This window comes from Streptomyces profundus (genome assembly GCF_020740535.1).
In the GTDB taxonomy this organism is placed as follows: domain Bacteria; phylum Actinomycetota; class Actinomycetes; order Streptomycetales; family Streptomycetaceae; genus Streptomyces; species Streptomyces profundus.
This window is the reverse complement of the sequence record NZ_CP082362.1, coordinates 2749067-2774343: the sequence shown is the minus strand read 5'-3', so window position 1 is coordinate 2774343 and position 25277 is coordinate 2749067. Positions and strand designations below refer to the sequence as shown.

The 25277-nt window shown below is 71.9% G+C and carries 26 protein-coding genes and 1 pseudogene; 10 read left to right on the top strand and 17 right to left on the bottom strand.

Annotation, left to right across the window (positions count from 1 at the left end; genetic code table 11):
* Positions 1-1096: 1096 nt before the first annotated feature.
* A complete protein-coding gene (locus tag K4G22_RS12120) occupies positions 1097-3376 on the top strand; it encodes an MMPL family transporter (protein WP_425336657.1) in 2280 nt (759 codons plus the stop codon).
* 289 nt (positions 3377-3665) lie between these two features.
* On the opposite strand, the pseudogene K4G22_RS12115 reads toward K4G22_RS12120, so the two are convergent.
* From K4G22_RS12115 to K4G22_RS12105, 3 genes and pseudogenes are all read right to left on the bottom strand, one after another.
* Positions 3666-4415 (bottom strand): annotated as a pseudogene (locus K4G22_RS12115) (aminoglycoside phosphotransferase family protein); the annotation flags it as partial.
* A 101-nt stretch (positions 4416-4516) separates the two neighbouring features.
* A complete protein-coding gene (locus K4G22_RS12110; protein ID WP_228080053.1) occupies positions 4517-5197 on the bottom strand; it encodes an HAD family hydrolase in 681 nt (226 codons plus the stop codon).
* Positions 5198-6064 (bottom strand): winged helix-turn-helix domain-containing protein, encoded by an 867-nt coding sequence (locus tag K4G22_RS12105; RefSeq protein ID WP_228080051.1) that lies wholly within the window; start codon positions 6062-6064, stop codon positions 5198-5200.
* A 152-nt stretch (positions 6065-6216) separates the two neighbouring features.
* Here K4G22_RS12105 and K4G22_RS12100 point away from each other — a divergent pair, with 152 nt between their 5' ends.
* Complete coding sequence (locus tag K4G22_RS12100; protein ID WP_062208166.1) at positions 6217-6402, top strand: hypothetical protein; 186 nt, start codon at positions 6217-6219, stop codon at positions 6400-6402.
* 170 nt (positions 6403-6572) lie between these two features.
* Here K4G22_RS12100 and K4G22_RS12095 read toward each other — a convergent pair whose 3' ends face one another.
* The 3 genes from K4G22_RS12095 to K4G22_RS12085 all read right to left on the bottom strand — a co-directional run bounded on the left by K4G22_RS12095 (position 6573) and on the right by K4G22_RS12085 (position 9598).
* Positions 6573-7823: a GNAT family N-acetyltransferase gene (locus tag K4G22_RS12095; RefSeq protein ID WP_228080049.1), complete on the bottom strand. Its 1251-nt coding sequence runs from the start codon at positions 7821-7823 to the stop codon at positions 6573-6575.
* 176 nt (positions 7824-7999) lie between these two features.
* Positions 8000-8956: an asparaginase gene (locus K4G22_RS12090; RefSeq protein WP_228080047.1), complete on the bottom strand. Its 957-nt coding sequence runs from the start codon at positions 8954-8956 to the stop codon at positions 8000-8002.
* Between the two features lie 45 nt (positions 8957-9001).
* The gene (locus tag K4G22_RS12085; RefSeq protein ID WP_228080045.1) at positions 9002-9598 is read right to left on the bottom strand and encodes an RsiG family protein; all 597 of its coding nucleotides are present in this window, start codon (positions 9596-9598) and stop codon (positions 9002-9004) included.
* Between the two features lie 163 nt (positions 9599-9761).
* Between K4G22_RS12085 and dtd the strand changes: the two genes are divergently transcribed.
* Positions 9762-10187: a D-aminoacyl-tRNA deacylase gene (gene dtd / locus K4G22_RS12080; RefSeq protein WP_228080044.1), complete on the top strand. Its 426-nt coding sequence runs from the start codon at positions 9762-9764 to the stop codon at positions 10185-10187.
* 67 nt (positions 10188-10254) lie between these two features.
* On the opposite strand, the gene ygfZ is transcribed toward dtd, so the two are convergent.
* Positions 10255-11229 (bottom strand): CAF17-like 4Fe-4S cluster assembly/insertion protein YgfZ, encoded by a 975-nt coding sequence (gene ygfZ, locus K4G22_RS12075; RefSeq protein ID WP_228080043.1) that lies wholly within the window; start codon positions 11227-11229, stop codon positions 10255-10257.
* 10 nt (positions 11230-11239) lie between these two features.
* Complete coding sequence (locus tag K4G22_RS12070) at positions 11240-11695, bottom strand: Fur family transcriptional regulator (protein ID WP_228080042.1); 456 nt, start codon at positions 11693-11695, stop codon at positions 11240-11242.
* Between the two features lie 186 nt (positions 11696-11881).
* On the opposite strand from K4G22_RS12070, the gene K4G22_RS12065 reads away from it, so the two are divergent.
* Positions 11882-12640 (top strand): SDR family oxidoreductase, encoded by a 759-nt coding sequence (locus tag K4G22_RS12065; protein WP_228080041.1) that lies wholly within the window; start codon positions 11882-11884, stop codon positions 12638-12640.
* A 643-nt stretch (positions 12641-13283) separates the two neighbouring features.
* On the opposite strand, the gene K4G22_RS12060 is transcribed toward K4G22_RS12065, so the two are convergent.
* Entirely contained in the window at positions 13284-13847 is a 564-nt protein-coding gene (locus K4G22_RS12060; protein WP_228080040.1) for a heme-binding beta-barrel domain-containing protein, read from the bottom strand.
* A gap of 409 nt (positions 13848-14256) precedes the next feature.
* On the opposite strand from K4G22_RS12060, the gene K4G22_RS12055 reads away from it, so the two are divergent.
* Positions 14257-14628 (top strand): DsrE family protein, encoded by a 372-nt coding sequence (locus tag K4G22_RS12055; protein WP_228080039.1) that lies wholly within the window; start codon positions 14257-14259, stop codon positions 14626-14628.
* A 133-nt stretch (positions 14629-14761) separates the two neighbouring features.
* Here K4G22_RS12055 and K4G22_RS12050 read toward each other — a convergent pair whose 3' ends face one another.
* From K4G22_RS12050 to K4G22_RS12030, 6 genes are all read right to left on the bottom strand, one after another.
* On the bottom strand, positions 14762-15049 hold the full coding sequence (locus tag K4G22_RS12050; protein ID WP_228080038.1) for a DUF1416 domain-containing protein: 288 nt from the start codon (positions 15047-15049) through the stop codon (positions 14762-14764).
* Between the two features lie 102 nt (positions 15050-15151).
* Positions 15152-15991 carry a sulfurtransferase gene (locus K4G22_RS12045; protein ID WP_228080036.1) on the bottom strand — a complete coding sequence of 280 codons (840 nt, stop codon included), beginning with the start codon at positions 15989-15991 and terminating at the stop codon, positions 15152-15154.
* 140 nt (positions 15992-16131) lie between these two features.
* Positions 16132-16230, bottom strand: a complete 99-nt coding sequence (locus tag K4G22_RS31945; RefSeq protein ID WP_370592674.1) for a putative leader peptide — start codon at positions 16228-16230, stop codon at positions 16132-16134.
* Positions 16231-16364: 134 nt separating this feature from the next.
* Positions 16365-17087, bottom strand: a complete 723-nt coding sequence (locus K4G22_RS12040; protein ID WP_228080034.1) for an LmeA family phospholipid-binding protein — start codon at positions 17085-17087, stop codon at positions 16365-16367.
* 252 nt (positions 17088-17339) lie between these two features.
* Positions 17340-18128, bottom strand: coding sequence for a hypothetical protein (locus K4G22_RS12035; RefSeq protein WP_228084294.1), 789 nt, complete (start codon positions 18126-18128; stop codon positions 17340-17342).
* Positions 18129-18237: 109 nt separating this feature from the next.
* The gene (locus K4G22_RS12030; protein WP_228080032.1) at positions 18238-18504 is read right to left on the bottom strand and encodes a MoaD/ThiS family protein; all 267 of its coding nucleotides are present in this window, start codon (positions 18502-18504) and stop codon (positions 18238-18240) included.
* 286 nt (positions 18505-18790) lie between these two features.
* Between K4G22_RS12030 and K4G22_RS12025 the strand changes: the two genes are divergently transcribed.
* Complete coding sequence (locus K4G22_RS12025; RefSeq protein ID WP_228080030.1) at positions 18791-19549, top strand: winged helix-turn-helix transcriptional regulator; 759 nt, start codon at positions 18791-18793, stop codon at positions 19547-19549.
* 107 nt (positions 19550-19656) lie between these two features.
* A complete protein-coding gene (locus K4G22_RS12020; protein WP_228080028.1) occupies positions 19657-20679 on the top strand; it encodes a LacI family DNA-binding transcriptional regulator in 1023 nt (340 codons plus the stop codon).
* 12 nt (positions 20680-20691) lie between these two features.
* Here K4G22_RS12020 and soxR read toward each other — a convergent pair whose 3' ends face one another.
* Positions 20692-21171, bottom strand: a complete 480-nt coding sequence (gene soxR / locus K4G22_RS12015; protein WP_228080026.1) for a redox-sensitive transcriptional activator SoxR — start codon at positions 21169-21171, stop codon at positions 20692-20694.
* A gap of 101 nt (positions 21172-21272) precedes the next feature.
* Between soxR and K4G22_RS12010 the strand changes: the two genes are divergently transcribed.
* Genes K4G22_RS12010 through K4G22_RS12000 form a run of 3 tightly spaced genes read left to right on the top strand, consistent with a single transcriptional unit; the run spans position 21273 to position 23309 of the window.
* Positions 21273-22115 carry a metallophosphoesterase family protein gene (locus K4G22_RS12010; protein ID WP_228080024.1) on the top strand — a complete coding sequence of 281 codons (843 nt, stop codon included), beginning with the start codon at positions 21273-21275 and terminating at the stop codon, positions 22113-22115.
* Entirely contained in the window at positions 22112-22786 is a 675-nt protein-coding gene (locus K4G22_RS12005) for a 4'-phosphopantetheinyl transferase family protein (RefSeq protein WP_228080021.1), read from the top strand. Before K4G22_RS12010 ends, K4G22_RS12005 begins: the two co-directional genes overlap by 4 nt.
* 49 nt (positions 22787-22835) lie before the next feature.
* Positions 22836-23309: a hypothetical protein gene (locus K4G22_RS12000; protein WP_228080017.1), complete on the top strand. Its 474-nt coding sequence runs from the start codon at positions 22836-22838 to the stop codon at positions 23307-23309.
* An 87-nt stretch (positions 23310-23396) separates the two neighbouring features.
* On the opposite strand, the gene K4G22_RS11995 is transcribed toward K4G22_RS12000, so the two are convergent.
* On the bottom strand, positions 23397-25172 hold the full coding sequence (locus tag K4G22_RS11995; protein ID WP_228080016.1) for a bifunctional metallophosphatase/5'-nucleotidase: 1776 nt from the start codon (positions 25170-25172) through the stop codon (positions 23397-23399).
* Between the last annotated feature and the right edge of the window lie 105 nt (positions 25173-25277).

Genomic DNA, 25277 nt, shown 5'->3' with positions numbered 1-25277 from the left:
TGGCCGACTTGGTCACCGGCCTGCGGCCGGCTTGGCCTGCCCCGGCCTCCGGCCGAGTGCGGTGGCCTGCGGCCGGCTGGGCCGGTTGCCCGGCTGGTGCCGGAGCGGCGCTGGCTACTCCGGGGGCCGGCCGGCGCGGCGGCCTGGCCTGCGGCGTTGGCCTGCGTCCGGCCGGGGCCGGTTGGTGGTTCCCGGCTGGGTGTTGGCACGTGGCGGTGCTGTGGCCTGGTCATCGGCTGGTGCCGGAGGGGCGTTGGTCAGTCGGGGGGCCGCCCAATGGGGTGGCCTGCGGCTGGCTGGTGCCGGGGTCTGGCTACCGGCTGGCGTCGGAGTGGGGTTGGCCGGCCACCGGCCTGCGGCTGGCTTGGGCCCGGGGATGGTCACCGGCTGGTGCCGGAGCGGCGTTGGCCACTCCGGGGGCCGGCCAACGGGGTGGCCTGCGGCTGGCTGGTGCCGGGCCCGGTTGCCCGGCTGGGGTCGGAGCGGGGCTGGCCGCTCGGGGGGCCGGCCGGCGCGGCGGCCTGGCCTGCGGCCGGCCGGGGCCGGTTGGTGGTTCCCGGCTGGGTGTTGGCACGTGGCGGTGCTGTGGCCTGGTCATCGGCTGGTGCCGGAGCGGCGTTGGCCAGTCGGAGGGCCACCCAACGGGGTGGCCTGCGGCCGGCTGGTGCCGGGGCCCGGATACCGGCTGGCGTCGGAGTGGGGTTGGCCGGCCACCGGCCTGTGGACGGCGGCGGGTTGTCGTCCCGGCAGTGCCGGGTGCGGGTTCTCGGCACGGGCCCGGTGTGGCGAGCGGGCCGACCACCCCGTCGCGGTCGGGTACTCGTCCTGGCCGGTCCATGCGGTACCGGCCGGTCGCCGGCTGGGGTGGGGTCCGGTCCCACCGCCGCCGTCCGCAGGACGCCCCACCCCCACCAGCGCGGCCCCGCCGGCCCCCCCGGCCTCGCCGGCGAGGCCGGCCCTCGGCTCCACCAGCCCCGGCGGGGCCCCGCCCCGCCGGTGGCCGGCCCCGCCAGGGGCCCCCGTTTCGGGGTTCTCGGCGCGCTCAAGCACCCCGCAGTCCTGAAGTTGTCCACTCTCCCATGAAGGAGCAGCAGTCATGAGGCCCACATCGCACGCCGGTCAGCCGGCCGGTGGCCAACCCCGCGGCGGGGAGCCGCACGGCGGGGAGCCGCCCCGTGTTGGGGCGGCTGAACCCCCGGCGGGGGGAGGCGGGGTGTTCGCCCGGCTCGCCGGGTTCTCGTTCCGGTATCGGAAGGCGTCGCTCGGGCTGTGGCTGCTGGTGCTGGTCGGGGTCTGGGCGTTGGCCTCGGTCGTCGGGGACGACTACCGGGAGGACTACTCGCTGCCGGGCACCGACTCCCAGGCGGCGCTTGAGCTGTTGGCGGAGCACGGCTCCGACCAGGGCGGCGACACCGTCGAGATCGTGTTGCACGCCGAGGGCGGCCTCGCCGACGCCGCCGTCGAGCAGCGGGTCGAGGCGATGTTGGCCGAGGTCGAGGTGCTGCCCCGCGTCGCGGGCGTGCACAGTCTCTATGACGACGGGTCGGCCGTCTCGGCGGACGGCACCGTCGGATACGCCACGGTCGTGCTGGACACCCAGGCCGAACAGATGCCCGTCGAGGACACCGAGCGCATCCTGGACACCGCGCGGGAAGCGCGGAGCGACGCGCTCCAGGTCGAGTTGGGCGGCGACGCCGCCCGCGCGCTGGGGGAGGGGGAGGGCGGCGCGGCCGAGGGCATGGGCATCCTGGCCGCCCTGGTGATCCTGGTGTTGATGTTCGGCTCGGTGCTGGCCGCCGGGCTGCCCGTGATCACCGCGCTGTTCGCGGTCGGTTCCACGCTGGGCGCCATCGTGCTGGCGTCGCATCTGTTCACCATCGCCGACTACACGGTCTACGTGATGATGCTGGTCGGTTTGGGCGTCGGCATCGACTACGCGTTGTTGATCTTCACCCGCTACCGCGCCGAGTTGGTCGCGGGCGCCAGCCCCGAGCGGGCGACGCGCGGCGCGCTGGACGCGGCGGGGCGGACGGTGTTCTTCGCCGGCTGCACGGTGATCGTCGCGCTGCTCGGCCTGGTCGCCCTCGGCCTCGGTTCGCTCCAGGGCATCGCCCTGTCCGTGGCGCTGACCGTGCTGGCCACCATGTTGGCCTCGCTCACGCTGCTGCCCGCGCTGCTCGGTCTCTTCGGCGACCGGTTCGCCCGGCACTTCCCGGCGCGGGCCAGGAAGCGGGCCGAGAAGGGCAAGTCCCCGACCGGCACCGCCTGGCGGCGGCTCGGCGGGGCCGTGCAGCGGCGTCCCGTGGTCGCGCTGACGGCGGCGGTGGTGGCGCTGCTCGCGCTGGCCGCGCCCGCGCTCGACCTGCGCCTCGGCATGGCGGACGCCGGCAACGACCCGGCGGACTCGACGAGTCGGGCCGCCTACGACCTGCTCTCCGACGGCTTCGGCCCCGGCTTCAACGGGCCGCTGGTGATCGTCACCGACGGCGGTGACCAGGGCGCCGAGGCGGCGGCGGGGGAGGCCGCCGAGACGCTCGGGAGCCTCGGCTCGGTGGCGGCCGTCACTCCGCCGCAGCCGACGGAGGACGGGCAGGTCGCGACGTTGATCGTGTTCCCGACGTCGTCGCCGCAGGACGAGGCCACCTCCGATCTGGTGGGCGAGCTGCGCGACACCGTGCTGCCCGCCGTGGGCGAACGCACCGGTGCCGACTACCTGGTCGGGGGTGCCACGGCGGCCACCGAGGACTACTCGGCGAAGGTCGCCGAGCGGATGCCGCTCTTCGTGGCCATCGTGGTCGGCGTCTCGGTGCTGCTGTTGATGGCCGTCTTCCGTTCGGTGCTGATCCCGCTGAAGGCGGCGCTGTTGAACCTGCTGAGCATCGGCGCCGCGCTGGGCGCCATGACGCTGGTCTTCCAGGAGGGCTGGTTCGGGGTGGAGCCGGGGCCGATCGAGGCGTACCTCCCGGTGATGATCTTCGCCATCGTCTTCGGCCTCTCCATGGACTACGAGATCTTCCTGGTCTCGCGGATGCACGAGGAGTGGGAGCGGCACCGGGACCACCAGTTGGCCGTCCGGGAGGGACTGGCCCACACCGGCGCGGTGATCAGCGCGGCCGGCGCGATCATGGTGGTGGTCTTCGGCGCCTTCATGCTCAGCCCCGACCGGCTGTTGCAGCAGATGGGATTCGGGATGGCGGTGGCGATCCTGGTGGACGCCGTGGTCATCCGGTGCCTGATCGTCCCCGCCGCGATGCAGCTGATGGGCCGCCACGCCTGGTGGCTGCCGGCCCCGTTGGCGCGGATTCTGCCGAAGGTGGAACTGGAGCGGCACGAAGACCCGGCGGTCGAGGTGCGGGAGCGGACGCCGGCGCGGTAGCGCTCGCGCCCGCGCTGAACGCGGCGAACGCGCCCTCCACGGCGCTGGGGCTGGGCACCTGGCCCAGCCCCAGCGGTCGTTCGGCCCGTGCGAGGGCGCGGCCCACCATCTCACCGGCCCTGGCGAGGCGTTCCTCCAGCTGTTCAGGGGGCGCCTCGCGGACCTCGATGGCCTGCCTGACCACGTCGGTGAAGACCGACTGCACCCGTTTGTAGGCGAGATAGCGCGGCAGGTCCCTGGCCAGCCCCTCGGCCGCGCCCGGTAGCCGTTCCTCGACGGCGCCCGCCCAGCGCAGCACCATGGACTGCTCCTGGGGGCGCGGGTAGTCCATCAGGTGCAGATGGGTGGCGAGGTCGTAGAGCGGATCGCCAACCAGCGCCAACTCCCAGTCGATGGTCCAGAGTTGACGGTCGGCCTCGGCGACGATCAGGTTGTCGCGGTGCAGGTCCCCGTGGAGCAGGCAGAAGGGCCGGTTGGTCATTCGCGCCGCGCTTCTGGCGAGCGGCCCGGTCACGCTGAGTACCTCGGGGTCGACCCCGAGGGTCTGAAACAGGCCGCCCAGTGCGGCCTGGTGTCGCGCGTGGACACGCCGGCGCGTGAACCGCACCAGCGTGCGGAGGAAGTCCCGGCTGGTGCGCGGCCGGGTCGGCACCGGGCAGCCGTGCACCAGCGCCATGGCGACCGGCGGTATCCACGCCAGGCGGCCGAAGAGCGCGGCGAGTTGGTCGAGTTCGGCCCGGGCCAGCGGGGTGCCGGAGGGGCGGGAGACGGAGAGCGCCTCGCCCTCGATGAAGCCGTGCACCCTGGTCCCGTCGGGGCCGAGTCGGTACACCGGGGCGATGCGCTCGAAGCCGAGCAGCGCCAGTTCGATCAGCACGTCCTCCTCGTCGAGGAAGCAGCGCGGGTCGAAGCGCTCCACGCCCAGCCGGGGCGTGGCGGCCTTGATCCGTCCTTGGATGGGGAGTTGGCTCTGCGCGGGGAGCACCTGCCAGTCGCGGTGGTGCCCGCGAAGGAGGTGCCCGGACAGCGGTTGGCTCATGATGGCGGCTTTCCGGCAGTGGGTTCGTTACGGGTAGCGATACGGTACGCCGCGACGAGTCCACTGTTGATGGCTCAAAAGGGTGCATCTGACTCTGCACCTCACTGACCGAGGGCGGCCAGTACCCATTGCAGGGAGCGCACCACATGCTCCGCGCCCGCCGCACGAAACGCGTCCTCCCCCGCGTCGTCGAGCGCGTAGCCGAGGAACGGCACGCCGGCGGCGTCGGCCGCCGCGTGGTCGGCGAGGCTGTCGCCGATCATGACCGCGCGCGCCGGCAGCGTGCCGGTCGAGCCGAGGGCGCGCAGCACCGAGTCGGGGTGCGGCTTGAGCAGGGAGAGATCCGCGGTGCGGCCGTGCACCCGGCCGCCCACATAGCCGGAGAGCCGCAGCCGTTCCAGATAACGGACGGCCGCCAGGGGGGAGTTGTTGGTGGCGATGGCCACCTGGCGCCCCCTGGTCGCCAACGCGGCGATCAGGGTGGCGGCATAGGGGGTCGGGGCGGCCGAGCCGGCCGCGCGCACTTCCTCGCGGGTGAGTGCCGCCTCCAGCCGGCTCACCACCTCGGGGGCCGGCCGCTGCCGGGCTATCCCCCGCAGCACCCGGTGGGGGTCGGGGGAGGTCCGCAGCTCCGGCGTCAGCAGCGCCGAGACCGCCAACTCGTCGGTCAGTTCCCTGAGCCGCTCGGCGACCGATGCGGCCGAGCGGACCGCGAAGAGTTGGCAGACGGGGCCGTCGAAGTCGAAGAGAACACAGTGTGCGTGACTAATGAGTCCTCTCATCTAACCGAGTGTGAGCGGTTGGGCCAGCGTTGACCAGAGGGACGTGAACCACTGGTGTGACTCTTCAACAAAGGCGGTGTCCTCGGCGGAACGGAAGACTTTGGAGTTAAGTCCCAGAACGTCGTATATATCCAGTTGTTCCTTCTCGAATTCGACCGTTCTGGCCACCACCTGGTAGTAGGCGGTTAGCACTTCTGTCCCGTTGAGGAGATAGACCTTCTGGACGGGAGTGATGGGCACCTCCCGGATCTCCACCGTCACCTGGGGCACAAGGCGCATCTCGGCGAGCGAGGTGAGCTGGTGGCGCAGCGAGGTGGAGAAGGTCTGGGTCAGCTGGCGCAGCCTGGCCCTGGGGCGCTGGTCGTCCGGATCGGAGATCAGCCGCGGGTAGGCGGGCGGCGCGTCCGGGCTCGGCAGCAGCACCCGCACCGTGATCGAGCGCGGCGCCAACTCCCCGGCGGAGATGGCGATCAACGGCCCGGCGAGGGCCGAGTTCAACGTCTCGGTGGTGAGGCAGAACGCGTCGATGGAGATGTCCTTGGACTGGAACGCCACCGCGATCCGGTCCGCCACCTCGACCCCGGCGGGGCGTGGGCTGTCCGCGCCCGGCATCGACACCACGGCCGGCGCGCCCCGCCCCCGCGCGGCGATGTAGCCGTCCCGCTCCAACGTGGCCAGGGCCTGTCTGACGGTGGTCCGGTTGACCCGGAACTCCTCGACCAGGGCCCGTTGGGTGGGCAGCTTGGCTCGCGGCGGCAGCTCGCCGGAACGTATCCGGTCGCGCAGCACACCCGCGACGTGGTCGGGAGAGAGCTGGTCACCGAACGGGTCCGGAAGGTCGCTCTCCGGGACGATCTCCTGACTCACGCCGTCACCATACAACTTTCGGCCAGATACGGAAGGTTGATATGAGGACGTTTCCAAGAGGACGCCAACTGGGGAAAACATTCATATAGTTGGCGAACAACTTGGCCAACTTTTCAGAGTTCACCTGAGTTGACGTGATGTGAGGAGGGGTCATGCTCGTTACCACCATCATCGTGGCTGCCTTCGGCATCGCGATGGAGCAAGCGGTGGAGGTCCAGTACGGACTGCCGGGGCTGATCGGACTGTTGATACTGCGCACGGGGTTGCGGAAGCGCAACTTCACCTGTGCGTGTGTGGGAACCACTGTGCTGGTCACACTGGCCATAGGCGCTCTGTAACAGAGCGCCCACGGACAGCGTGGGGGGTTCGGCTAAACGGCGTGCGAAGTCGGCGAGAGTCAGACCGAAGGCGACACCCAAGCAACACCCAAGCAACACCCAAGCGACACCGAAGGCGAGATCGAAGGCGATCGAAGGCAGGGCCCGCAGGGGAAAGGCATCAGGCGATGTCAGAACATGTCGGGGCACCAAGGGCGGCGGCCCGTGTGGAACAGCAAGTCCACCCGGGCCGCCGCTCCGTCTGTCTCCTCCGCCAGCAGCCCCGCGCTCCGCAGCCGCGCGGCCGACTGGTCGCCCAGGTAGAGCTGCGCGAACGCCCCCACGTCCAACGTGACGTCGGCGTTCCGCGCGGTCGGCGCGCACTCCGCGCCTTCCTTCCCCGCGGACAGCAGGAAGCGGCCGTTGGCCAGGCCCAACGCGTCCCGCACCTCGAACACCACCTCGCCCTCGGTGGCGTAGGAGCGCGCGGCCAGCATCGCCGGCACGTCCAGCGGCCTTAGCCACAGGAAGTCCGCGGTCTGGGAGGCCACCGCGGCCCGGGGGTCGGGCAGCACCAGCGGCAGCACCGAATCCGGCCTGGCCCGGCCGGTCTCCAACCGGCCCGCCCAGTCCAGGGACAGCAACAGCCGCCAGAGCGCCAGCTCCGCCTCGTCGTCCTCGGCGTAGAAGAACGTCGTCCGGGCCGTGCCGTTCGGCTGCCCGTGCGTCCACTCGTCGTCCACCACGTAGCCGACCACGCCTCTGGGCACCCCCGCCGCGTCCCGGTAGATCGCGTAGGTCGCCGGCGGCACGGGCGGGGACGTCGGCGCCAGGCCCGTCATCCGCTCCCAGAAGAGGGCGTTCCGGTCGATGCCGCCGGCCGTCCGCGTCCGGAACCGCTCGTGCAGCGCGGGCGCGGCCTCCCGCACCTCGGCGCCGTCCGCCAGCCGCACCGAACCGTCCAGATCCGCCGGTGACCAGCGCCGATCGAACCCGGAGCGGTGCACATCCACCTTCCAGTTGGTGAACGAGGTGGCCGGGCCGAAGCCGAACCGCCCATAGATCCGGTGCTCGGCGGCGATCAACGTCGCCACCGAAGCGCCCCCTTCCTTCGCCGCCCGCAGATCCGGCTCCATCAGCCGGCTGAGCAGCCCGCGCCGCCGGTGCGTCGCGGTGACCGTCACGGCCGAGACGGCGTGGGCCGCCAACTCGGCGCCCCCCACCGTGGTCAGCCGCTGCGGCCAGCTGTCGAACGTGGCGACGCAGCGGTCCCCGTCGAACACCCCACGCGCCCCACCCAACGGCTGATGCGCCAGCCGGTACTCAAGCTCCTCGTCGGACAGCACGGAGGTGGGTTTGAAGAACCCCGTCACCACCCCGCGCAGCCATGCGACGGAAGCGTCACGATCACCATCGACACCACGAATTTCCAGATCGACCATGGTTGCGAGAGTAGGCAACTCTTTCTGGCCCCGGCCAACGGGTTAATCTCGGCCGGATCGACGGACCGGCCACACCGCTTCCCCCGGCCGAAGACGGCCCAGGACGGGCCGTGTTCCCAGAAGGATCCAGAAGTTTCCCGTAGGTTCGAAAATGTTACAGAACCTTACGGAACGGCCTAGAACGCCGCACGGATCTCGCCCACCGGAGCGCCGCCACCCAGCACCGGGACCACCGGCACCACCGACGTCTCCACGCCGAGCGCCGCCAACACCCGCGCGGTGATCGCGTTCCTGGCCCGGCCCGAACCGTCCTCGATCTTGAAGGCGAACGCCCGCCCGTCGGCCAGCGCCACCGCCTGCACCCCCTCGGCGCCCCCCTTGGCGAGCAGCCCGGGCACCTGCCGCATCAGCAACGTGTCCAGCTGGCCCTCACCCGCCACATACTCCGGATGCGCCCGCATCGCGTCCGCCACCCGCCGCGCCGGCTCGCCGGGATCCGCCACCACCGCCGCCCGGAACGCCCGCGCCAACCCCGTCAACGACAGCGCCTGCAACGGCGCACCACAGCCGTCCACGCCCAGCGCCGTCTCCCGCTCGCCCGACAGCCCCAGCACCGTCTCCCGGATCAGCCGCTGCAACGGATGCGCCGCGTCCAGATAGCTCGCCACCGGCCACTCGTTGACCACGGACGCCGCCAGCCAGGAGGCGTGCTTGCCCGAGCAGTTCATCGCCAACCGCCCACGCGGTCCTGGCCCGGCGCCGAAGGCGGGGGCCGACTCGGGACAGCGCAACGCCGCCTCCGCCAGGCCGTGGTCCGCGAGCATCCGGCCGGCCAACTGCTGGTGGATCTCCGCGCCCACATGGCTGCCGGCCGCCAACGCCAGCCGGGCGCCCGAGAGTTCGAGCCCGGAGCGCAACACGGCCGCCGCCTGCATCGGCTTGTTGCTCGACCGGGGGAAGAAGGGCGCGGCCACCTCGCCCAGCGCCCAGTCCACCCGCCCGTCCGCGTCCAGCGTCACCAGCGACCCACGGTGCCGGCTCTCGGCGAAGCCGGACCGCACCACCTCGGCCAACACCGGAGCGTCCGGCGCCGCCTTCGGCTGGGGTGCGCTGGCAGGGCTGGCTACGGTCATGCTCCGACCTCTCCTGGCGGGGGCCGCCGAGCGGCCGGGGTGCTGTCAGCAGAGCAGGTCATCGACCTGCGCCTCGCCCTCACGGTACCGCCGGGCGATCTCGGCGCCACAGCCGTCCGCCGTGCGGTGCAGCGCCTGCCGGCGCCGCGAGACGCGCTCCTCGGCCTCCGCGAGCCGCACCAGCGCCGTACGCAGCTCCGTATCGTCCAACGCGGACAGATCCGACAGCTCCACCTCGGCCAGCACCTCCTCGGCCAACCGCCGGTAGCGCTCGCTGGCCGGCGTGCCCAAGGTCACATGGCGAGCGGACGAACGATGCCGCGAGGGGCCGTCAGCGAGAATCCTCGGCAACTGGTCGAGCAGGCCCGTGGCACACCCGCCGCGCCGGCGCCCCTCCGCCTGGAGGATGTCGATCCGCCCCTGCAACAGCCGCCGTACGAAGCTGAGATCGGCCTCCTCGCTGCGCGCCGCCCGCCGCAGGTCACGCAGCTCCGAAAGGCACAGCGCCCGCAGCCGCGCCGCGCCGATATCGCCCGGAACGTCGACGAGCTGCCCCCGCCCCTGGGCCGGCTCGGGCTCCGGACGCGGCTCCCGAGCACTCGGTACGGTGGCGGGCTGCGACCCAGGACCCGGTGTGATCATGCGCAATTGTCCCCTCGTCCCCTTTTCGGTGCCGTGGTGCGGTACGTACCCCGTGCACGCATCGTGTCACTGTGTACCCACCGGGCGCAGCGTGTTGGCACCCATCCGGCGCTGCCCATCCAACGGCGGAACGTTCCGCCTCGGCTTCCGGCATGATGGCCCCATGCGAGCGGTGGTACAGCGCGTCGACGGCGCCTCGGTGACGGTGGACGGCGAAACAGTCGGTGAGATCGTGGGCCAGGGGCTGTGTGTGCTGGTCGGCGCCACACACCAGGACACCCCGGAGACCGCGGCCAGGCTCGCCCGCAAGCTGTGGGGCCTTCGCGTCCTGGACGGCGAGAAGTCCTGCTCCGACATCGACGCCCCCCTGCTCGTCGTGTCGCAGTTCACTCTCTACGGTGACGCGCGCAAGGGACGCCGCCCCACCTGGGCCGCCGCCGCGCCCGGCGAGATCGCCGAGCCGCTGGTCGACGCCGTCGTCGCCGACCTCCGCGCGCTCGGCGCCACCGTGGCCACCGGCCGGTTCGGCGCCCAGATGCGGGTCCACCTGACCAACGACGGCCCGTTCACCGTGCTGCTGGACGCCTGACCGCCCCTGCCCTCCTGGCTGTTCGGGCTCTCAGGGCTCTCAGGGCTCTCAGGGCGCTTCAGGGCGCTCAGGGCTCGACGATCAGCTCCTGCGCCGCCGGCGTCGCCTCGGCCAGCAGCGGCGCGTCCGCCGGCACGTTCCGCTTGATCACGGCCAGCGCGATCGGACCGAGCTCGTGGTGCCGCGCCGAGGTGGTGATCCGCCCCAACTGCCGGCCCTCAGGCCCGTCGGCGGCCAACCGCACCGGGGCGCCCGGCTCCGGCAGCGTCACCTCGCTGCCGTCCAGATGCAGAAAGACCAGCCGCCTCGGCGGCTTGCCCAGATTCTCCACCCGGGCCACCGTCTCCTGCCCGCGATAGCAGCCCTTGTGCAGATGCACCGCGCGCTCCAGCCACCCCAGCTCGTGCGGGATGGTGCGGTGGTCCGTCTCCAACCCCAGCCGGGGACGATGCCCCTCCACCCGCAGCGCCTCATACGCCAACACCCCGGCCGCTGGGCCGTGCTCGGCCGCGAACCCGGGCAGCGCGGCGCGCGGCAGGAACACATCACGGCCGTGCGGCGTCTCCCGCACCACCGCGCCCGCCGGCGGCTCCGCGATCGAGCCGGCCGGCAGATACACCAGGGCGAACTCCTCGGTGCGGTCCGCCACTTCGACGCGGTAGAAGAACCTCATGCTCTCCAGATAGGCGATCAACGCCCCGGCCGCGCCCGGCTCCGTATGCGCCCACGTCGTCTCGCCGTCGTCCACCAGATAGAGAACGTGCTCGATATGGCCCTTGGCCGAGAGGATCAACGCCTCCGTCGCCTGCCCGGGGGCCAGCCCCTCCACATGCTGTGTGATCAGCAGATGCAGCCAACTCAGCCGGTCGGCGCCGGTGACCGAGACCACGTCCCGATGCGACAGGTCCACCAGACCCTCGCCTCTGGCCAACGCGCGCTGTTCCTTGAAGAGATCCCCGTAGTGCGCGGCGACTCCGACATCCGGCTCCCGCGCGGCGACCGCACCAGGAAGATCGAGCAGTGGACTGGCATACGACGACATGCGCTCCAGCCTACGGCGTCGCCCCCGCGTCCGGCTCCCCGCTCCGAGCCGCGCCCGCGCAGCTCTCACACCGGCCGAAGATCGCGAAATGCCGCAGATCCGTCTCGAAGCCGAAGCGCCGGCGCAGCTCCTCCGTGAACGGCTCGGCCACGGCCAGCTCCGCCTCGATCACCTGCTCGCAGTCCCGGCACATCAGATGCAGATGATCGTGCCGCTCCGCCAGGTGGTACGTGGGTGCGCCATGGCCCAGATGCGCGTGCGAGACCAGGCCGAGCTCCTCCAACAGCTCCAGCGTGCGGTAGACCGTGGAGATGTTGACCCCGCCGGCCGTCCTGCGGACCTCGACCAGGATGTCCTCCGGCGTGGAGTGCTCCAGCCGATCCACAGCCTCCAGCACCAGCTGACGCTGCGGCGTCAGCCGGTAACCGCGGTTGCGCAGATCGTCCTGCCAGTCAGTGCTCACCACATGGCCCAGTGTAGAAGGCGGAGAGGAGCACGGACCCCGCCCGAGGGGATCCGACGGGGTCCGTGCGTAAGGAGGCACCTCCATCCTGCGGGTCCCCACGTCAAACCGCCGTAAGGACGCGGGCCGATACTGTCCTTCCGGAAGTGGCGAGCCTTCTGGGAAGCAGCGGAAGAGGGTGGTGTACCGGTGGAGCTGAACCTCACCGACCGGGTCTTCGTGGTCACCGGCGGCAGCAAGGGCCTGGGGCGTGCGACGGCGGACGCGCTGGTCGCCGACGGGGCGCGGGTCGTGGTCTCGGCGCGCGGCCAGGAGGCCGTCGAAGCGGCCGTCGCCGGCCTCGGCGCCGACCGCGCGGCGGGACTCACCGCCGACCTGGCCGAACCGGAGGCCGCCGCCCGGCTGGTCGCGCTGGCGCGGGAACGGTTCGGCCGTTTCGACGGGGCGCTGGTCTCGGTCGGCGGACCGCCGTCGAGCACGGCGGCCGGCGCCACCGACGAACAGTGGCGCGCGGCGTTCGAGACGGTCTTCCTCGGCGCGGTCCGCGCCGCCAGGACCTTCGCCGCCGACCTCGCGGCGGCCGGCGGCGGCGCGATCGGCCTTGTGCTCTCCAGCTCGGCCCGCTCGCCGATCACCGGGCTCGGCATCTCCAACGGGCTGCGCCCCGGGCTCGCCATGGTCGCCAAGGACCTGGCCGACGAGTTCGGCCCGCGCGGCGTACGCGTCCTCGGCCTGATGCCGGGCCGCATCGCCACCGACCGGCTGCGGCAGCTGGACGCCGCCAGCGACGCGGCGGCCCGGCAGCGGACCCTCGACGGCATTCCGCTCGGCCGCTACGGCGAACCGGCGGAGTTCGGCGGCGTCGCGGCCTTCCTCCTCTCCCCGGCCGCCGCCTATGTCACCGGCACCACCATCCCGGTCGACGGCGGCGCCCTGCGGATGCCCTGAGGTCCGCGACGGTGGCCCGGCCGCAGCGGCGTGGGTTGTCCAGCACGATGTGGTGCCCCCCCGTCGGGGACGGGCACCACGGACACCCCGGCGGCGGCGAGGGCGTCGGCCGATCGCTGATGCCGTGCCCCAGCAGGTCGATGACCAGCGCCCGGTGGCCGGCCAACAGCGGGTCGACCGCGACCTCGGCGAAGCAGGCGCGCGACGTCGCCCCCAACCGAAAGCGGGCCCCGAGCCCGGGGTCGGCTGTCCGTTCCGGGCCAGACCGGTGGGGTTTCCCGTCCCCTGGCCGGGGGCCCCGGTGCCCGGCGCCCGGTGGCCGGCCGATCGGCTCGTTCCGTTGCTGGGGTTCTCCGGGCCCGTCCCGGCCGTTGGTCGGACAGCCCACCTCGAAGCCGGCGCCTTCCGGAGGCATGTCCCCGCTCGGCGTATCCCGAGGCCGAGGGCCTGGCCGTCGCGGCCCTCCGGCCGGGGCAGCCCGTTCCGGGGCCCCGAGCCCGGGGTCGGCTGTCCGTTCCGGGCCAGACCGGTGGGGTTTCCCGTCCCCTGGCCGGGGCCCGGGGGCCCCGGCGCCCGGTGGCCGGTCGGTCAGGCCGTTTTGGGGCGGGTGGGTGGGGCGGGTGGGCCCTGCCGGGGCTCGGGCTCAGCGGAAGAAGGCGATGCCGTCGTCCGGGAGGTCCTTGATGTCGTCGATCCACTCGCGGGGGTCGACGGCCTTCTTGAGGTGGGCCGACATGTAGGGGCGCAGCGGGACCTCGGGGGTGGCCTTCTCGCCGACCCACATCAGGTCGCCGTTGACATAGCCGTAGAGCCGCTTGCCGCCGGAGTACGGTGGCGACGCCTCGGTGCGCGCGATCGCGTCCGTCGCGAGGTCGATCTGCGGTTTCCCCTCGGCCAGTTCGCCGTACCAGACCTCCACGACGCCCTGGTCGCGGACCAGGACGGCCTCGACCTGGCGGCTGTCGTCGATACGCCAGAAGCCGTGCTCGGTCTCCAGGGGCGTGGTCCGCTGGCCGGCGTCGTCCAGGCGCCAGGAGCGTGCGGTGAACTCCACGAAGTCACGGCCGTCGTGCGAGAACGTGACCTGCTGGCCGAAGTTGCTCGCCTCCTCGCCGGGGAAGTCAGCGACGCCGGCGCCCTGCCAGGTGCCGAGGAGGAACGCGAGGGGGACCAGCCGGGGGTTGAGGTCCTCCGGGATCTCGATCATGGTCAGCGCTGGCCCTGGTAGAGCTTCACCACGACGAGGCCCGTGAACGCGGCGGTGCCGACGGCCACCAGGGCCATCAGGGTGATGAAGAATGCCTCAAGCACGGGAAAGCTCCTTGCGCGCGGCCCGAATGTGAAGAACGGTCGCGGCCGAGTCTAGTGGCCCCGGTCCGGGGAATCTCCCTGAGGTGGGCCGCCCGAGGCGCACCCGTCGGGCCGCCTTGACCGTTTTGTGATCACCCGGACTGAACGTGTCTGGTCACTATCGCGTCTAAGCGCGTGGAAAGGATGTGATCATGAGTTGTCCAAATTGTGGCGGGACGATGTATCAGGGACCGCAGGGCGACTGGGTCTGCGCTACCTGCGGCACGACTCGCTAGCCGACTAGCCCACACGGCTACGGTGGTCTTATGGCTCAAACGGCACACAAGCTGGTGATCAAGGTAACGGCGGGGGCCGACGCCCCCGAGCGCTGCTCGCAGGCGTTCACGGTGGCCTCGGTGGCGGTGGCCAGCGGAGTGGACGTCTCGCTGTGGCTGACCGGAGAGTCCGCCTGGTTCGCACTGCCGGGACGGGCCGCGGAGTTCCAACTCCCGCACGCCGCACCGCTGCCGGAGCTGATCGAGGCCATCTCGACCGGGGGGACCATCACCCTGTGCACGCAGTGCGCGGCGCGCAGGGGAATCAAGGAGGAGGACGTGATCGACGGTGTACGCATCGCCGGGGCGCAGGTCTTCGTGAGCGAGATCCTGCCCGACGGCGTGCGGTCCCTGGTCTACTGACCCCTCACCGGTCGAGGCCCATCCACGGACAAGGACCGTCAGCTACCGACACGGGGAAACAGTCAACGGGGAACGAAAAGGCCGCGCCCGTCAGGGGCGCGGCCTTCTGTCGCTGGTCAGGTGCGGGGCGGTCCTAGACGGCGATGCTGACCTCGGTCAGGCCGCCCTGCTGGGCGACCACCCGACGGTCCGCCGTGCCGCCCGGCACCAGCGCGCGCACCGTCCAGGTGCCCTCGGCGGCGTAGAACCGGAACTGTCCGGTCGCCGAGGTGGGGACCTCGGCGGTGAACTCACCGGTGCTGTCGAGGAGTCGGACATAGCCGGTCACCGGCTCGCCGCCCCTGGTGACCGACCCCTGGATGGTGGTCTCGCCGGCCTTGACGCCGGCGGCGTCCGGGCCGCCCGCCTTCGCTCCGCACATGCCCTGCTCCCTTTTCGTTCAGAGATACCGCTCAGAGATACCGCTCGGAGATACCGCTCAGAGAAACCGCTCGGAGATTCCCGTCGGCGGAATCGGTGTCGACTACTTGGCCGGGCCGGTCTCGACCGGGACGCCCACCAGCGAGCCGTACTCGGTCCAGGAGCCGTCGTAGTTCTTGACGTTGGCCTGGCCGAGCAGCTCGTGCAGCACGAACCAGCTGTGCGCCGAGCGCTCGCCGATGCGGCAGTAGGCGATGGTGTCCTTCTCCAGATCCACGCCCTCGCCCTGGTACAGCTCCGTCAGCTCCTCCTCGGAGCGGAAGGTGCCGTCGTCGTTGGCCGACTTGGACCAGGGGATGTTGCGGGCGCTGGGGATGTGGCCGCCGACCTGGGACTGCTCCTGCGGCAGGTGCGCCGGGGCGAGCAGCTTGCCGCTGAACTCGTCGGGGGAGCGCACGTCGACCAGGTTCTTGGTGCCGATGGCCGCCACGACCTCGTCGCGGAAGGCGCGGATCGAGGTGTCCTGCGGCTTGGCGCTGTACTGGGTGGCCGCGCGGGTGGGCACCTCGACGACCAGGTCGCGGGAGTCCAGCTCCCACTTCTTGCGCCCGCCGTCCAGCAGCCGGACGTCCTCGTGGCCGTACAGCTTGAAGTACCAGTAGGCGTAGGCGGCGAACCAGTTGTTGTTGCCGCCGTAGAGAACCACCGTGTCGTCGTTGGCGATGCCCCTGGCGGAGAGCAGCTTCTCGAAGCCCTCCTGGTCCACGAAGTCGCGGCGCACCGGGTCCTGGAGGTCCTGCTTCCAGTCGATCCGGACGGCGTTCTTGATGTGGTTCTTCTCGTAGGCCGAGGTGTCCTCGTCCACTTCCACGAGCACCACCTTGGGGTCGTCGATGTGGGCCTGGACCCAGTCGGCGTCCACCAGGACGTCACTGCGGCTCATGCTGATGTCTCCTTGAGCGAATTCAGGCGGGAACGGTGCGAGAACGGGCGGGAAGGGGGCGTACCGCAGGGCGACGCACGCGCGCTTCTTCGGGTAGCCGGGCACGAGAGGGCGCGCCGCGCGGCGGGAGGGGCGTGGGATCAGCCGAGGCTGCGACAGAGACTGGCGGCGACGCGGCAGAGATCGACTGCCCGCCGTTTGGTGAGGCCCCCGGCCGGGGTGCCCGTCGCCTGCCGCATCATGACCGCGATCGTACGGACGCCGCCTCGCTCATGTCACCGGTGTTCCGTATTCTGAGATGGGAGTGACCGTAACGTGGGACCGCTGGGCTTCGCCCCCTCAGCCCCGCCCGTCCGCCCGGCTCCCGTTCCGCTCAGTCGCTCAGCGACATGTTCTCGCCGTCCACGATCACCTTCAGGCCCCGTTCGGTGGGTTCGAGGGAGGTCAGGTCGAGGCCCTCGGGCAGCCCGGAGATGGCGCGCTCCTGGTCCAGCTGCTCCCGGATGGTCTCCTGCACCCGATCGCCGCCGATGTCGGGGATGTCCTCCTCGGCGACCGACAGGGTGAGCGTGCCGTCCTCCAGCACCAGATCGCCCGCGGCCTCGCCGACGTCCAGCGTCTGGCCCATCGCGCTGGCCTGGAGCACCAGCAGCAGCCGGCCGTCGCCCGCGTACTCGAACTCCACGCCGAAGCCGTTCCCCTGGAGCGCGAGCAGCTCGCCGTAGGCCCGGGTCAGCTCGTCGTAGGTGATCATGCCCTCGCCGTGGGCCTCGCTGGCCACCGCGTTGGTGTAGCCGCCGGTCAGCTTGACGTCGGTCAGCTGGACGTCCAGATCGTGGATGTTGAGCTGCTGGCCGTCCACCGACGCCTCGTAGTCGTCGATGCCCAGATCCACCCGGTCCAGCTGGCTGCCCAGCACCTGGTTCAGAAAGGGGAAGCCCTTGATGGATATGGACGGCTCGGACGCGAGACCCAGCCGGTCCTGGGCGCGGGAGGCGACCTCACTCTGGGTGACATAGAGCGCGACGCGGTCGGCGACCACGGCCAGCACGGCCAGGACGCCGATGACGATCAGGCTTATTCGCAGTGCGCGCATCGGGTTGCGAACCCCCAGGTGAAGTGTGGCGGGACGCCACGGTGCCAGGTGACCGAAAAACCACGTGAGCCTAACCCGCCCCGTTCGCCCACCGGGAGCGGGCACAGCTCCTTGCAGCAGGGCCGTTACAGCCCTGTCTCTCAACACCTGCTCAACCCCTGGGAGCGCGCCGAGGTTCCTGCCCCCACCCACGTCACCCGGATGGCCGTACCCGGGTGGGCTCGGGCCGGCTCGGGTCCCGCTCGGCTCGGGTCAGAGCAGCGCCACCGTCAACGGGTAGACGGCCGGCGCCGCCGCCGTCAGCGGCAGCGCGACGCCCGCCGTGAAGTGCACGAACCTGGACGGGAAGTCGTAGGAGGCGACCCGCAGCCCCACCAGGGCACACGCCCCCGCCGCCGCGCCCAGCGCGAGCGCCGGCTGGCCGATGTCCTGGCCGCTGGCCACCGCGCCGACGGCGCAGCCAGCCGCCAGGCCGAGCACCGAGGTCACCACCTCGGGCCCCGGCAGCGCCCGCAGCAGCGTGGCCGCCGCCACGGCGCCGGCCGCCACGGCCACCGCCTCGCCCGACACCTCCGTCGCCGCCAGCAGCGCGGTGGCCACCACGGTCAGCAGGGTGGCGGCCGAGGTCGCCGTCAACGAGTCGAGGCGCTCGTCCGCCGAGCCGCGGTGCCGCAGCTGGAGGACCACCACCAGCAGGAACCAGACGCCCAGCACGCCGAGCAGCGCGGCGGGCGCGTCGTCCCCGTCCACCGTCAGCAGCGTCACATCGGCGGCGAGGCCGCCGGCGAAGGCCAGCGCGATGCCCTGCCTGGCCGGCCACATCCCGTTCAGCCGGAACCAGCCGGCCGCCGTCACCGCCTGGAGCACCACCACGGCCGGCAGCGCCGCCCAGGGGCCGATCGGCGCGGTGGCGGCGAGCAGCCCGGCCAGCAGCGCCGTCCCGAGCGCGGGCTGCCAGCCCGGGCTGATGATCGGCGACCTGGCCCGGTGCCTGGCGCCCCCGGCCACGGGCCGCTGTCCCGTTCCCGCGTTCTCCGTCATGCCCCGCCGCCCTTCTCCGCTGTCTCCACGCGGTCCACTCCGCGCTCGCCCCCCGGCGCGCCCGATCGGCGCGGCCGGTCCCCGCCGTTCGATCCGCCGGCCGAACCGTTCACGCGGCACCGCCGGCGAACGGGGGCAGCACCTCGACCGTGCCGCCGTCGGCCAGCGGCACACTCGCGTGGTCCCGCGAGCCGACCTGCGCGCCGTCCACCAGGAAGGCGCAGCGCGCCAGGACCAGGTGGAAATCGGCGCGCTCCGCGTGCCGCCGCCTGGCCGCGTCGAGCGCGTCGGCCAGGGTGGCCGCCTCGTAGGGTTCCTCCGCGGTGCCGGCCGCGGCCTTGGCCGCCGCCCAGTACCGGATCGTGCCGCTCGCCATGGTCTCCGCGATCTCCGCTCTCCGCCTCGGGGGCCGGCAGGGCCCGTCTCCTGGCCCGCTGGTGGTGCCGCCCCATGATGACGCCTCCCGCGCTCCGCTACGCGCCCCGGCCCACTCGGAAGGCGCGGACGGAGTGACGCACGCCCCTGCGCACCCGGAAATGTTTCGGCTATGCTGCTGAACAAGCAGGACCCGGGCAGCGACGCCATATCGGGTCCTTTCGTGCTTTCTGGGCAGAGCCGCTCGCATGGTCCATACCAGGACTGAGGAAGGAACGCCCCCCGACATGAGCTCGCTGCTACTCCTTACGAACGCCCTTCAGCCGTCCTCGCAAGTGCTCCCCGCGCTCGAACTCCTCCTGCACAACGTGCGCGTCGCCCCCGCCGAGGGCCCCGCGCTGGTGGACGCGCCCAGCGCCGACGTGATCCTGATCGACGGCCGCAAGGACCTGCCGCAGGTGCGTTCGCTCTGCCAGCTGCTCCGTTCCACTGGGCCCGGCTGCCCGCTGGTGCTGATCGTCACCGAGGGCGGCCTCGCCGCGGTGACCGCCGACTGGGGCGTGGACGACGTGGTGTTGGACACCGCGGGCCCCGCCGAGGTCGAGGCCAGGCTGCGGCTGGCCACCGGCCGCCAGCAGTTGACCGCCGACGACAGCCCGATGGAGATCCGCAACGGCGATCTGTCGGTCGACGAGGCCACCTACAGCGCCAAGCTCAAGGGCCGGGTGCTCGACCTCACCTTCAAGGAGTTCGAGCTGCTCAAGTACCTGGCGCAGCACCCGGGCCGGGTGTTCACCAGGGCCCAGCTGCTCCAGGAGGTCTGGGGCTACGACTACTTCGGCGGCACCCGCACCGTGGACGTCCATGTGCGGCGGCTGCGCGCCAAGCTCGGCCCCGAGCACGAGTCGCTCATCGGCACGGTGCGCAACGTCGGTTACCGCTTCGTGGTGCCGGAGAAGGAGAAGAACGCCGAGCAGGAGCAGGCCCGCGCGGTCACCCGCGAGGCCGAGCAGGTCATCAAGCGGGCAGCCGCACGCCGCGACTGAGGTCGTCCTGTATGACGACTGTGTGAACTCTGTGGTAACCCGCGCAACCGCCCCTTCGGATACGACATCCGTATCCGGAGGGGCGGTGGCGCGCGTAGACTCCTCCCGTGGCCAAGGTGACGCGGGACGATGTGGCACGGCTGGCGGGGACGTCGACCGCCGTGGTCAGCTATGTCATCAACAACGGCCCGCGCCCGGTGGCCGCGGCCACCAGGGAGCGTGTGCTCGCCGCGATCAAGGAGTTGGGCTACCGGCCCGACCGGGTCGCCCAGGCCATGGCCTCCCAACGCACCGATCTGATCGGGCTGATCGTGCCCGACGCCCGCCAGCCGTTCTTCGCCGAGATGGCGCACGCCGTCGAGCAGGCGGCGGCCGAGCGCGGCAAGATGGTCCTGGTCGGGAACTCCGACTACCTGGACGAGCGCGAGGTCCACTATCTGCGGGCGTTCCTCGGCATGCGGGTCTCCGGGCTGATCCTGATCAGCCAGGGCCCAAGTGAGCACGCCGCCACGGAGATCGACGCCTGGGACGCCCGGGTGGTGCTGCTGCACCGCAGGCCCGAGGCGATCGACGACGTGGCGGTGGTCCTCGACGACGTGGGCGGCGCCGAGCGGCTCACCCGCCATCTGCTGGACCACGGACACCCCTACGTCGCCTGCCTCGGCGGCGTCGACTCGACGCCCGAGCACGGCGACCCCGTCACCGACCATGTCACCGGCTGGCGCCGGGCGATGGCCGTCGCCGGGCTCGACACCGAGGGCCGGCTCTTCAAGGCCCCCTACAACCGCTATGACGCCTACCGCATCGCGTTGCGGCTGCTGGCCGGTCCCGACCGGCCGCCGGCCCTGGTCTGCGCCACGGACGACCAGGCCATCGGCGTGCTGCGGGCCGCGCGCGAGCTGCGCATCGACGTGCCAGGGGAGTTGGCGGTCGCCGGCTTCGACGACGTCAAGGAAGCCGGCCTGACCGACCCGCCGTTGACGACGGTCGGCTCCGACCGGGAGGCCATGGCGCGGGCCGCCGTGGATCTCGCCATCGGCGACACGACGGGGGCGCCGATCGACCGGCTGCGGCAGTTCCCCGTGGCGCTGCGGCTGCGCGCCTCCTGCGGCTGCGACGCCGGCGTCTGAGCCGCTGGCCGGTCAGCAGGTGGTCCGGCCCTCGTCCCCCAGCAGCCGGCGCGGGCCGCTGCCCTCGCGGGCGCAGATGTCGTACGGGTTGGCCAGCATGCAGCTCTCCAGGGAGAGGCAGCCACAGCCGATGCATTCCGTGAGGTCATCCCGCAGCCGCGTCAACTGACCGATCCTGGCGTCCAGATCGGCGCGCCAGAAGGCGGACAGATCGGCCCAGTCGGCCCGGTCGGGCGTGCGCCCCTCGGGCAGCCGGTCGAGCGCGTCGTGGATCGCCTGCAACGACATGCCGACGTTCTGCGAAACGCGGATGAACGCGACCCGACGCAGTGTGTCGCGGTGGTAACGACGCTGGTTGCCGGTGGTGCGCCGGCTGCTGATCAGCCCCTGCTCCTCGTAGAAACGCAGGGCTGACGTGGCCACACCGCTGCGCTCGGCCAGCTGGCCGATGGTGAGTTCCTTGGTGATGCGGGGAGAGTTCTCCTGGACCATGCCGGTCATCCTAGACAAAGACCTCAAGTGCTCTTGAGATTGCATGGGGTAGCGTAGATCGGCGGCCTGAACAACGGCGCGCCGAAGGAGGGGAGTTGCCGATGGGGCAGCTGGTGGGCATCAGTGACCTGCATGTGCGGTACCCGGAGAACCGGGAGATCGTCGCGGGGCTGAAACCTGAGCGTGAGGACGACTGGCTGCTGGTGGCCGGCGATGTGGGGGAGGTGATGGAGGACATCGAGTGGGCGCTGACGCTGCTGAGCCAGCGCTTCGCCAAGGTGGTCTGGACACCGGGCAACCACGAGCTGTGGACGCCCAAGGAGGATCCGGTCCGGCTGACCGGCGAGGCCCGCTACCAGCATCTGGTGGCGCTCTGCCGCCGGTTGGGCGTGCTCACCCCCGAGGACCCCTACCCGGTGTGGGAGGGCGAGGGCGGTCCCGCGGTGATCGTGCCGCTGTTCCTGCACTACGACTACTCGTTCCGGCCCCCGGGGACCCGCGACAAGCGCGAGGCGCTCGCCGTCGCCGAGGCGGCCGGCGTGGTCTGCACCGACGAGTACATGATCACGCCCGACCCGTACCCCAACTCCGAGAGCTGGTGCCGGCAGCGGGTCGCCGCCACGGAGGCCAGGCTGGACGCGGAGCTGCCCGACGGGCTGCCCACCGTGCTGGTCAACCACTATCCGCTGGTGCGCGAGCCCACCCGGGTGCTGCGCTACCCCGAGTTCGCGCTCTGGTGCGGCACCGACCGCACCCAGGACTGGGCGCGTCGCTACCGGGCGGCCTGCGTGGTCTACGGCCATCTGCACATCCCCCGGCTGATCCGCCACGAGGGCATCCCGCACCAGGAGGTCTCCCTCGGCTACCCCAGGGAGTGGAAGCCCCGCTCGCTGGCGCCCGGGCGCCTGGTGTCGATCCTGCCGGGGCTGGTGGGGAAGAAGTGATCGAGGAACTGCTGCCGCCCGCCGTCGCCTCGGCCGAGTCCCTCGGCGACCCGGCCGAGCCGCCGCCCCTCTTCCCCGAGGAGGAGGCCCACATAGCGCGCGCCGTGGCGAGCCGCCGCCAGGAGTTCACCACCGTGCGGCACTGCGCCCGCACCGCGCTGGCCGAACTGGGCGGCCCGCGTGTCCCGTTGCTGCCGGGCGAACGCGGCGCGCCCGGCTGGCCCGACGGGTTCCTCGGCAGCATGACCCACTGCAAGGGCTACCGCGCCGCCGTGGTGGCCAGGGTCGGCGAGCTGGCGGGCCTCGGCATCGACGCCGAGCCCAACGAACCGCTGCGCGACCGGGGCGTCGTCGATCTGATCGCGCTGCCCGACGAACGGGTGCGGCTGGCCGAGCTGTCCGCGCGGCGCCCCGAGGTCACCTGGGAGCGGCTGCTCTTCAGCGCCAAGGAGAGCGTCTACAAGGTCTGGTACCCGCTGACCGGAAAATGGCTGGACTTCGAGGAGGCCAGGCTGACCATCGACCCGGACCAGGGCACGTTCTCAGCCGAGCTGCTGGTCCCGGGACCTGTGGTCGACGGCGTCAAGGTGGGAACGTTCCACGGGCGTTGGCTGGCGCGGGACGGACTGCTGGTTACGGCCATTTCACTGGCGCACAGCCCTCAGGAGTGATTGCGCCGGTACCCTGCCGCTGACTTCTCCACCAACTGGGGGTACCAGCATGAGAAGAGCACGGAGACGGGCGGCCGGCGGCAGACGGTCGACGCGGTCGACGCGGTGGGGCACAGCCCTGGCCGTGGCGGCGCTGACCGGAGGGTTGGCCGCCTGCGGCAGCGAGGAGGGCACGGGCGGCACGGCCGACGCGGGCTCGGCCGGGCCCGCGTCCGCCAACGGGCCGACCTCGGCCGAGCTCGACGGCGTCTGGCTGACCGGGGACGAGGAGGTGGACTCGATCCTGGCCTTCGAGGGCGACTCGGTGCACTTCACGGAGAACCAGACGAGCGAGGGCGACAACTGCGAGGGCACGGTCGCCAACGGGGTGATCACCCTGGAGAGCTGCACCCAGCGGGGCGAGGAGGAGTGGGCCGACCGCTCCGCCGAGGTGGCGATCACGGGTGAACAGCTCGACGTGGTCTGGGAGTCGGGGCGGCAGGAGAACTACGTCTCCATGTTCCACGAGAACTTCGAGGACTGAGCACGCGGGCGGGCCGCCCTCACCCGCGCGTCAACGCGCGGGTGAGGGCGGCCCGTTCCGGTGTTCGTACGGGTGCCTGCTCGACGCCTACTCGACGACGGTGATCCGGTCGGCCGTCGGGGGCGCCAGCGGCGCCTGGGCCGTGGAGTTGGCGGTCAGATAGGCGGCCAGCGCCGCCATGTCGTCCTGCCCGACCAGCGGGTTCCCGCCCTCGGCCAGGGTGGCGAAGCCGTCGCCGCCGCCGGCCAGGAACGAGTTGACCGCGACCCGGTAGGTCGCCGCCGGGTCCAACGGCTCACCGTTGACCGTCACCGAGTCGGCAACGATCCGATCCGCGCCCGACTCGGTCAGATCCAGGGTGTAGGCGAAACCCTCCGAGGGCTGAAGGATCTTGGGCACCTCCTCGTTGGCGCCCGTCACCTGCTCCGCCAGCACCGCCAGCAGCTGCTCCCCGGTGAGGTCCAGCAGGTTGACCGTGTTGGAGAACGGCTGCACCGTGAAGCCCTCGCCGTAGGTGACCACCCCGTCGCCCTCGTCCCCCGAGGCCGCGTACGTCAGATCGGCGCGCACCCCGCCCGGGTTCATCAGGGCCAGATCGGTGGACTCGTCCAGGGCCAGACCGTGCGCCAACTGCGCGTCGGCGATCAGGTCACCGGCCGGGAACTCGGGCGTGCCGGCGCCGCGTCCTGGGATGTCCCCGGCGATCCAGCCGATCGGGGCGTTGGCCACCGGATCGGCCAACTCACGCCAGTAGTCCAGCAGTTCGGTCAGCTCGGCGACCGGCTCCCGCTCCCGGTCGACGACCACGTTGGTGCCGGTGACCGAGGTGCGCACGATGTCCTTGGCGCGGCGGTCGTAGGACATCGAAAGCTCGGTGAACAGCCGCCCGTTGGAGGACGCCGACGTCACCAGCCGGTCGTCGCCGTTCGGGTCGGGCACGGTGCACACATACGGCTGGTGCGTGTGCCCGGTGATCAGCGCGTCGACCCCCGCGTCCGTCCGCTCGGCGATGTCCACGATCGGCCCGGAGAGGCCGCCGCCGTCCGCGTCGCAGTCGTGGTTGTACGCCGCCGACTCCGGATAGCCGCCCTCGTGGATCAGCGCGATCACCGCGTTCACCCCACGGCGCCGCAGCTCCTCGGTGTAGCGGTTGATGGTCTCGGCCTCGTCCAGGAACGCGAGGCCCTCGATGCCCTCCTGGGTGACGATGTCGGCCGTCCCCTCCAGGGTGACGCCGATGAAGCCGACCTTGACGCCGCGCAGGTTCTGCACCGCGTAGGGCGCCAGAATCGGCTCCTGGGTGTCCTCGTCGACCACGTTGGCCGCCAGATAGGGGAAGTCCGAACCCGTGAACTCCCGGCCGTCCGCGTAGCAGCCGTCCTCCGGGTGGCAGCCGCCGTCCTGGAGCCGCAGCAGCTCGGCATAGCCCTCGTCGAATTCGTGGTTGCCGACGCCGGCGACATCCATGCCCAGCTCGTTGAGCGCCTCGATGGTGGGCTCGTCGTGGAAGAGGCCGGACAACAGCGGGGTGGCGCCCACCAGATCGCCGGCCGCCACCGTCACCGAACGCGGCTCCCCGGCCCTGGCGTCGGCCAGCGCGCCGGCCAGGTACTCCACGCCGCCGGCCTCGATCGTCTCCGTGGTGCCGTCCTCGTGCTCGTGCACCACCTCGCCGTCCGAACCGCCGGGCGGCTCCAACGCGCCGTGCAGATCGTTGATCGCCAACACCTGGAGATCGACGGTCCGGCCGTGGTGGTGCCCGCCGCCATGGCCCTGAGGGCCCGTGGCGGCCGTCTCCGCGTCGGCCGACGGGGCGAGCGCCAGCGCCCCGACGACCCCCACGGCGACCGCGCTTGTGGCCATTCTGTACCTGCGTAGCTGCTTCACGAGCGGGGTCCCTCTCGGCGATGGGGGGCGGGATTCAGCCGCACCCTAGCGGCTACGCGCGTAGCCCCACAGGGGCCCGCA

Coding starts and splice junctions, on each gene's coding strand:
- K4G22_RS12035 (WP_228084294.1), bottom strand. CDS start 18,128: ATGACGGAGAACGCGGGAACGGGACAGCGGCCCGTGGCCGGGGGCGCC.
- soxR (WP_228080026.1), bottom strand. CDS start 21,171: ATGGTCCAGGAGAACTCTCCCCGCATCACCAAGGAACTCACCATCGGC.
- K4G22_RS12055 (WP_228080039.1), top strand. CDS start 14,257: ATGGCTCAAACGGCACACAAGCTGGTGATCAAGGTAACGGCGGGGGCC.
- K4G22_RS12110 (WP_228080053.1), bottom strand. CDS start 5,197: ATGAGAGGACTCATTAGTCACGCACACTGTGTTCTCTTCGACTTCGAC.
- K4G22_RS12030 (WP_228080032.1), bottom strand. CDS start 18,504: ATGGCGAGCGGCACGATCCGGTACTGGGCGGCGGCCAAGGCCGCGGCC.
- K4G22_RS12040 (WP_228080034.1), bottom strand. CDS start 17,087: ATGCGCGCACTGCGAATAAGCCTGATCGTCATCGGCGTCCTGGCCGTG.
- K4G22_RS12060 (WP_228080040.1), bottom strand. CDS start 13,847: ATGATCGAGATCCCGGAGGACCTCAACCCCCGGCTGGTCCCCCTCGCG.
- ygfZ (WP_228080043.1), bottom strand. CDS start 11,229: ATGTCGTCGTATGCCAGTCCACTGCTCGATCTTCCTGGTGCGGTCGCC.
- K4G22_RS12120 (WP_425336657.1), top strand. CDS start 1,097: ATGAGGCCCACATCGCACGCCGGTCAGCCGGCCGGTGGCCAACCCCGC.
- K4G22_RS12095 (WP_228080049.1), bottom strand. CDS start 7,823: ATGGTCGATCTGGAAATTCGTGGTGTCGATGGTGATCGTGACGCTTCC.
- K4G22_RS11995 (WP_228080016.1), bottom strand. CDS start 25,172: ATGGCCACAAGCGCGGTCGCCGTGGGGGTCGTCGGGGCGCTGGCGCTC.
- K4G22_RS12010 (WP_228080024.1), top strand. CDS start 21,273: ATGGGGCAGCTGGTGGGCATCAGTGACCTGCATGTGCGGTACCCGGAG.
- K4G22_RS12085 (WP_228080045.1), bottom strand. CDS start 9,598: ATGATCACACCGGGTCCTGGGTCGCAGCCCGCCACCGTACCGAGTGCT.
- K4G22_RS31945 (WP_370592674.1), bottom strand. CDS start 16,230: ATGCGGCAGGCGACGGGCACCCCGGCCGGGGGCCTCACCAAACGGCGG.
- K4G22_RS12045 (WP_228080036.1), bottom strand. CDS start 15,991: ATGAGCCGCAGTGACGTCCTGGTGGACGCCGACTGGGTCCAGGCCCAC.
- K4G22_RS12090 (WP_228080047.1), bottom strand. CDS start 8,956: ATGACCGTAGCCAGCCCTGCCAGCGCACCCCAGCCGAAGGCGGCGCCG.
- K4G22_RS12100 (WP_062208166.1), top strand. CDS start 6,217: ATGCTCGTTACCACCATCATCGTGGCTGCCTTCGGCATCGCGATGGAG.
- K4G22_RS12050 (WP_228080038.1), bottom strand. CDS start 15,049: ATGTGCGGAGCGAAGGCGGGCGGCCCGGACGCCGCCGGCGTCAAGGCC.
- K4G22_RS12025 (WP_228080030.1), top strand. CDS start 18,791: ATGAGCTCGCTGCTACTCCTTACGAACGCCCTTCAGCCGTCCTCGCAA.
- K4G22_RS12000 (WP_228080017.1), top strand. CDS start 22,836: ATGAGAAGAGCACGGAGACGGGCGGCCGGCGGCAGACGGTCGACGCGG.
- dtd (WP_228080044.1), top strand. CDS start 9,762: ATGCGAGCGGTGGTACAGCGCGTCGACGGCGCCTCGGTGACGGTGGAC.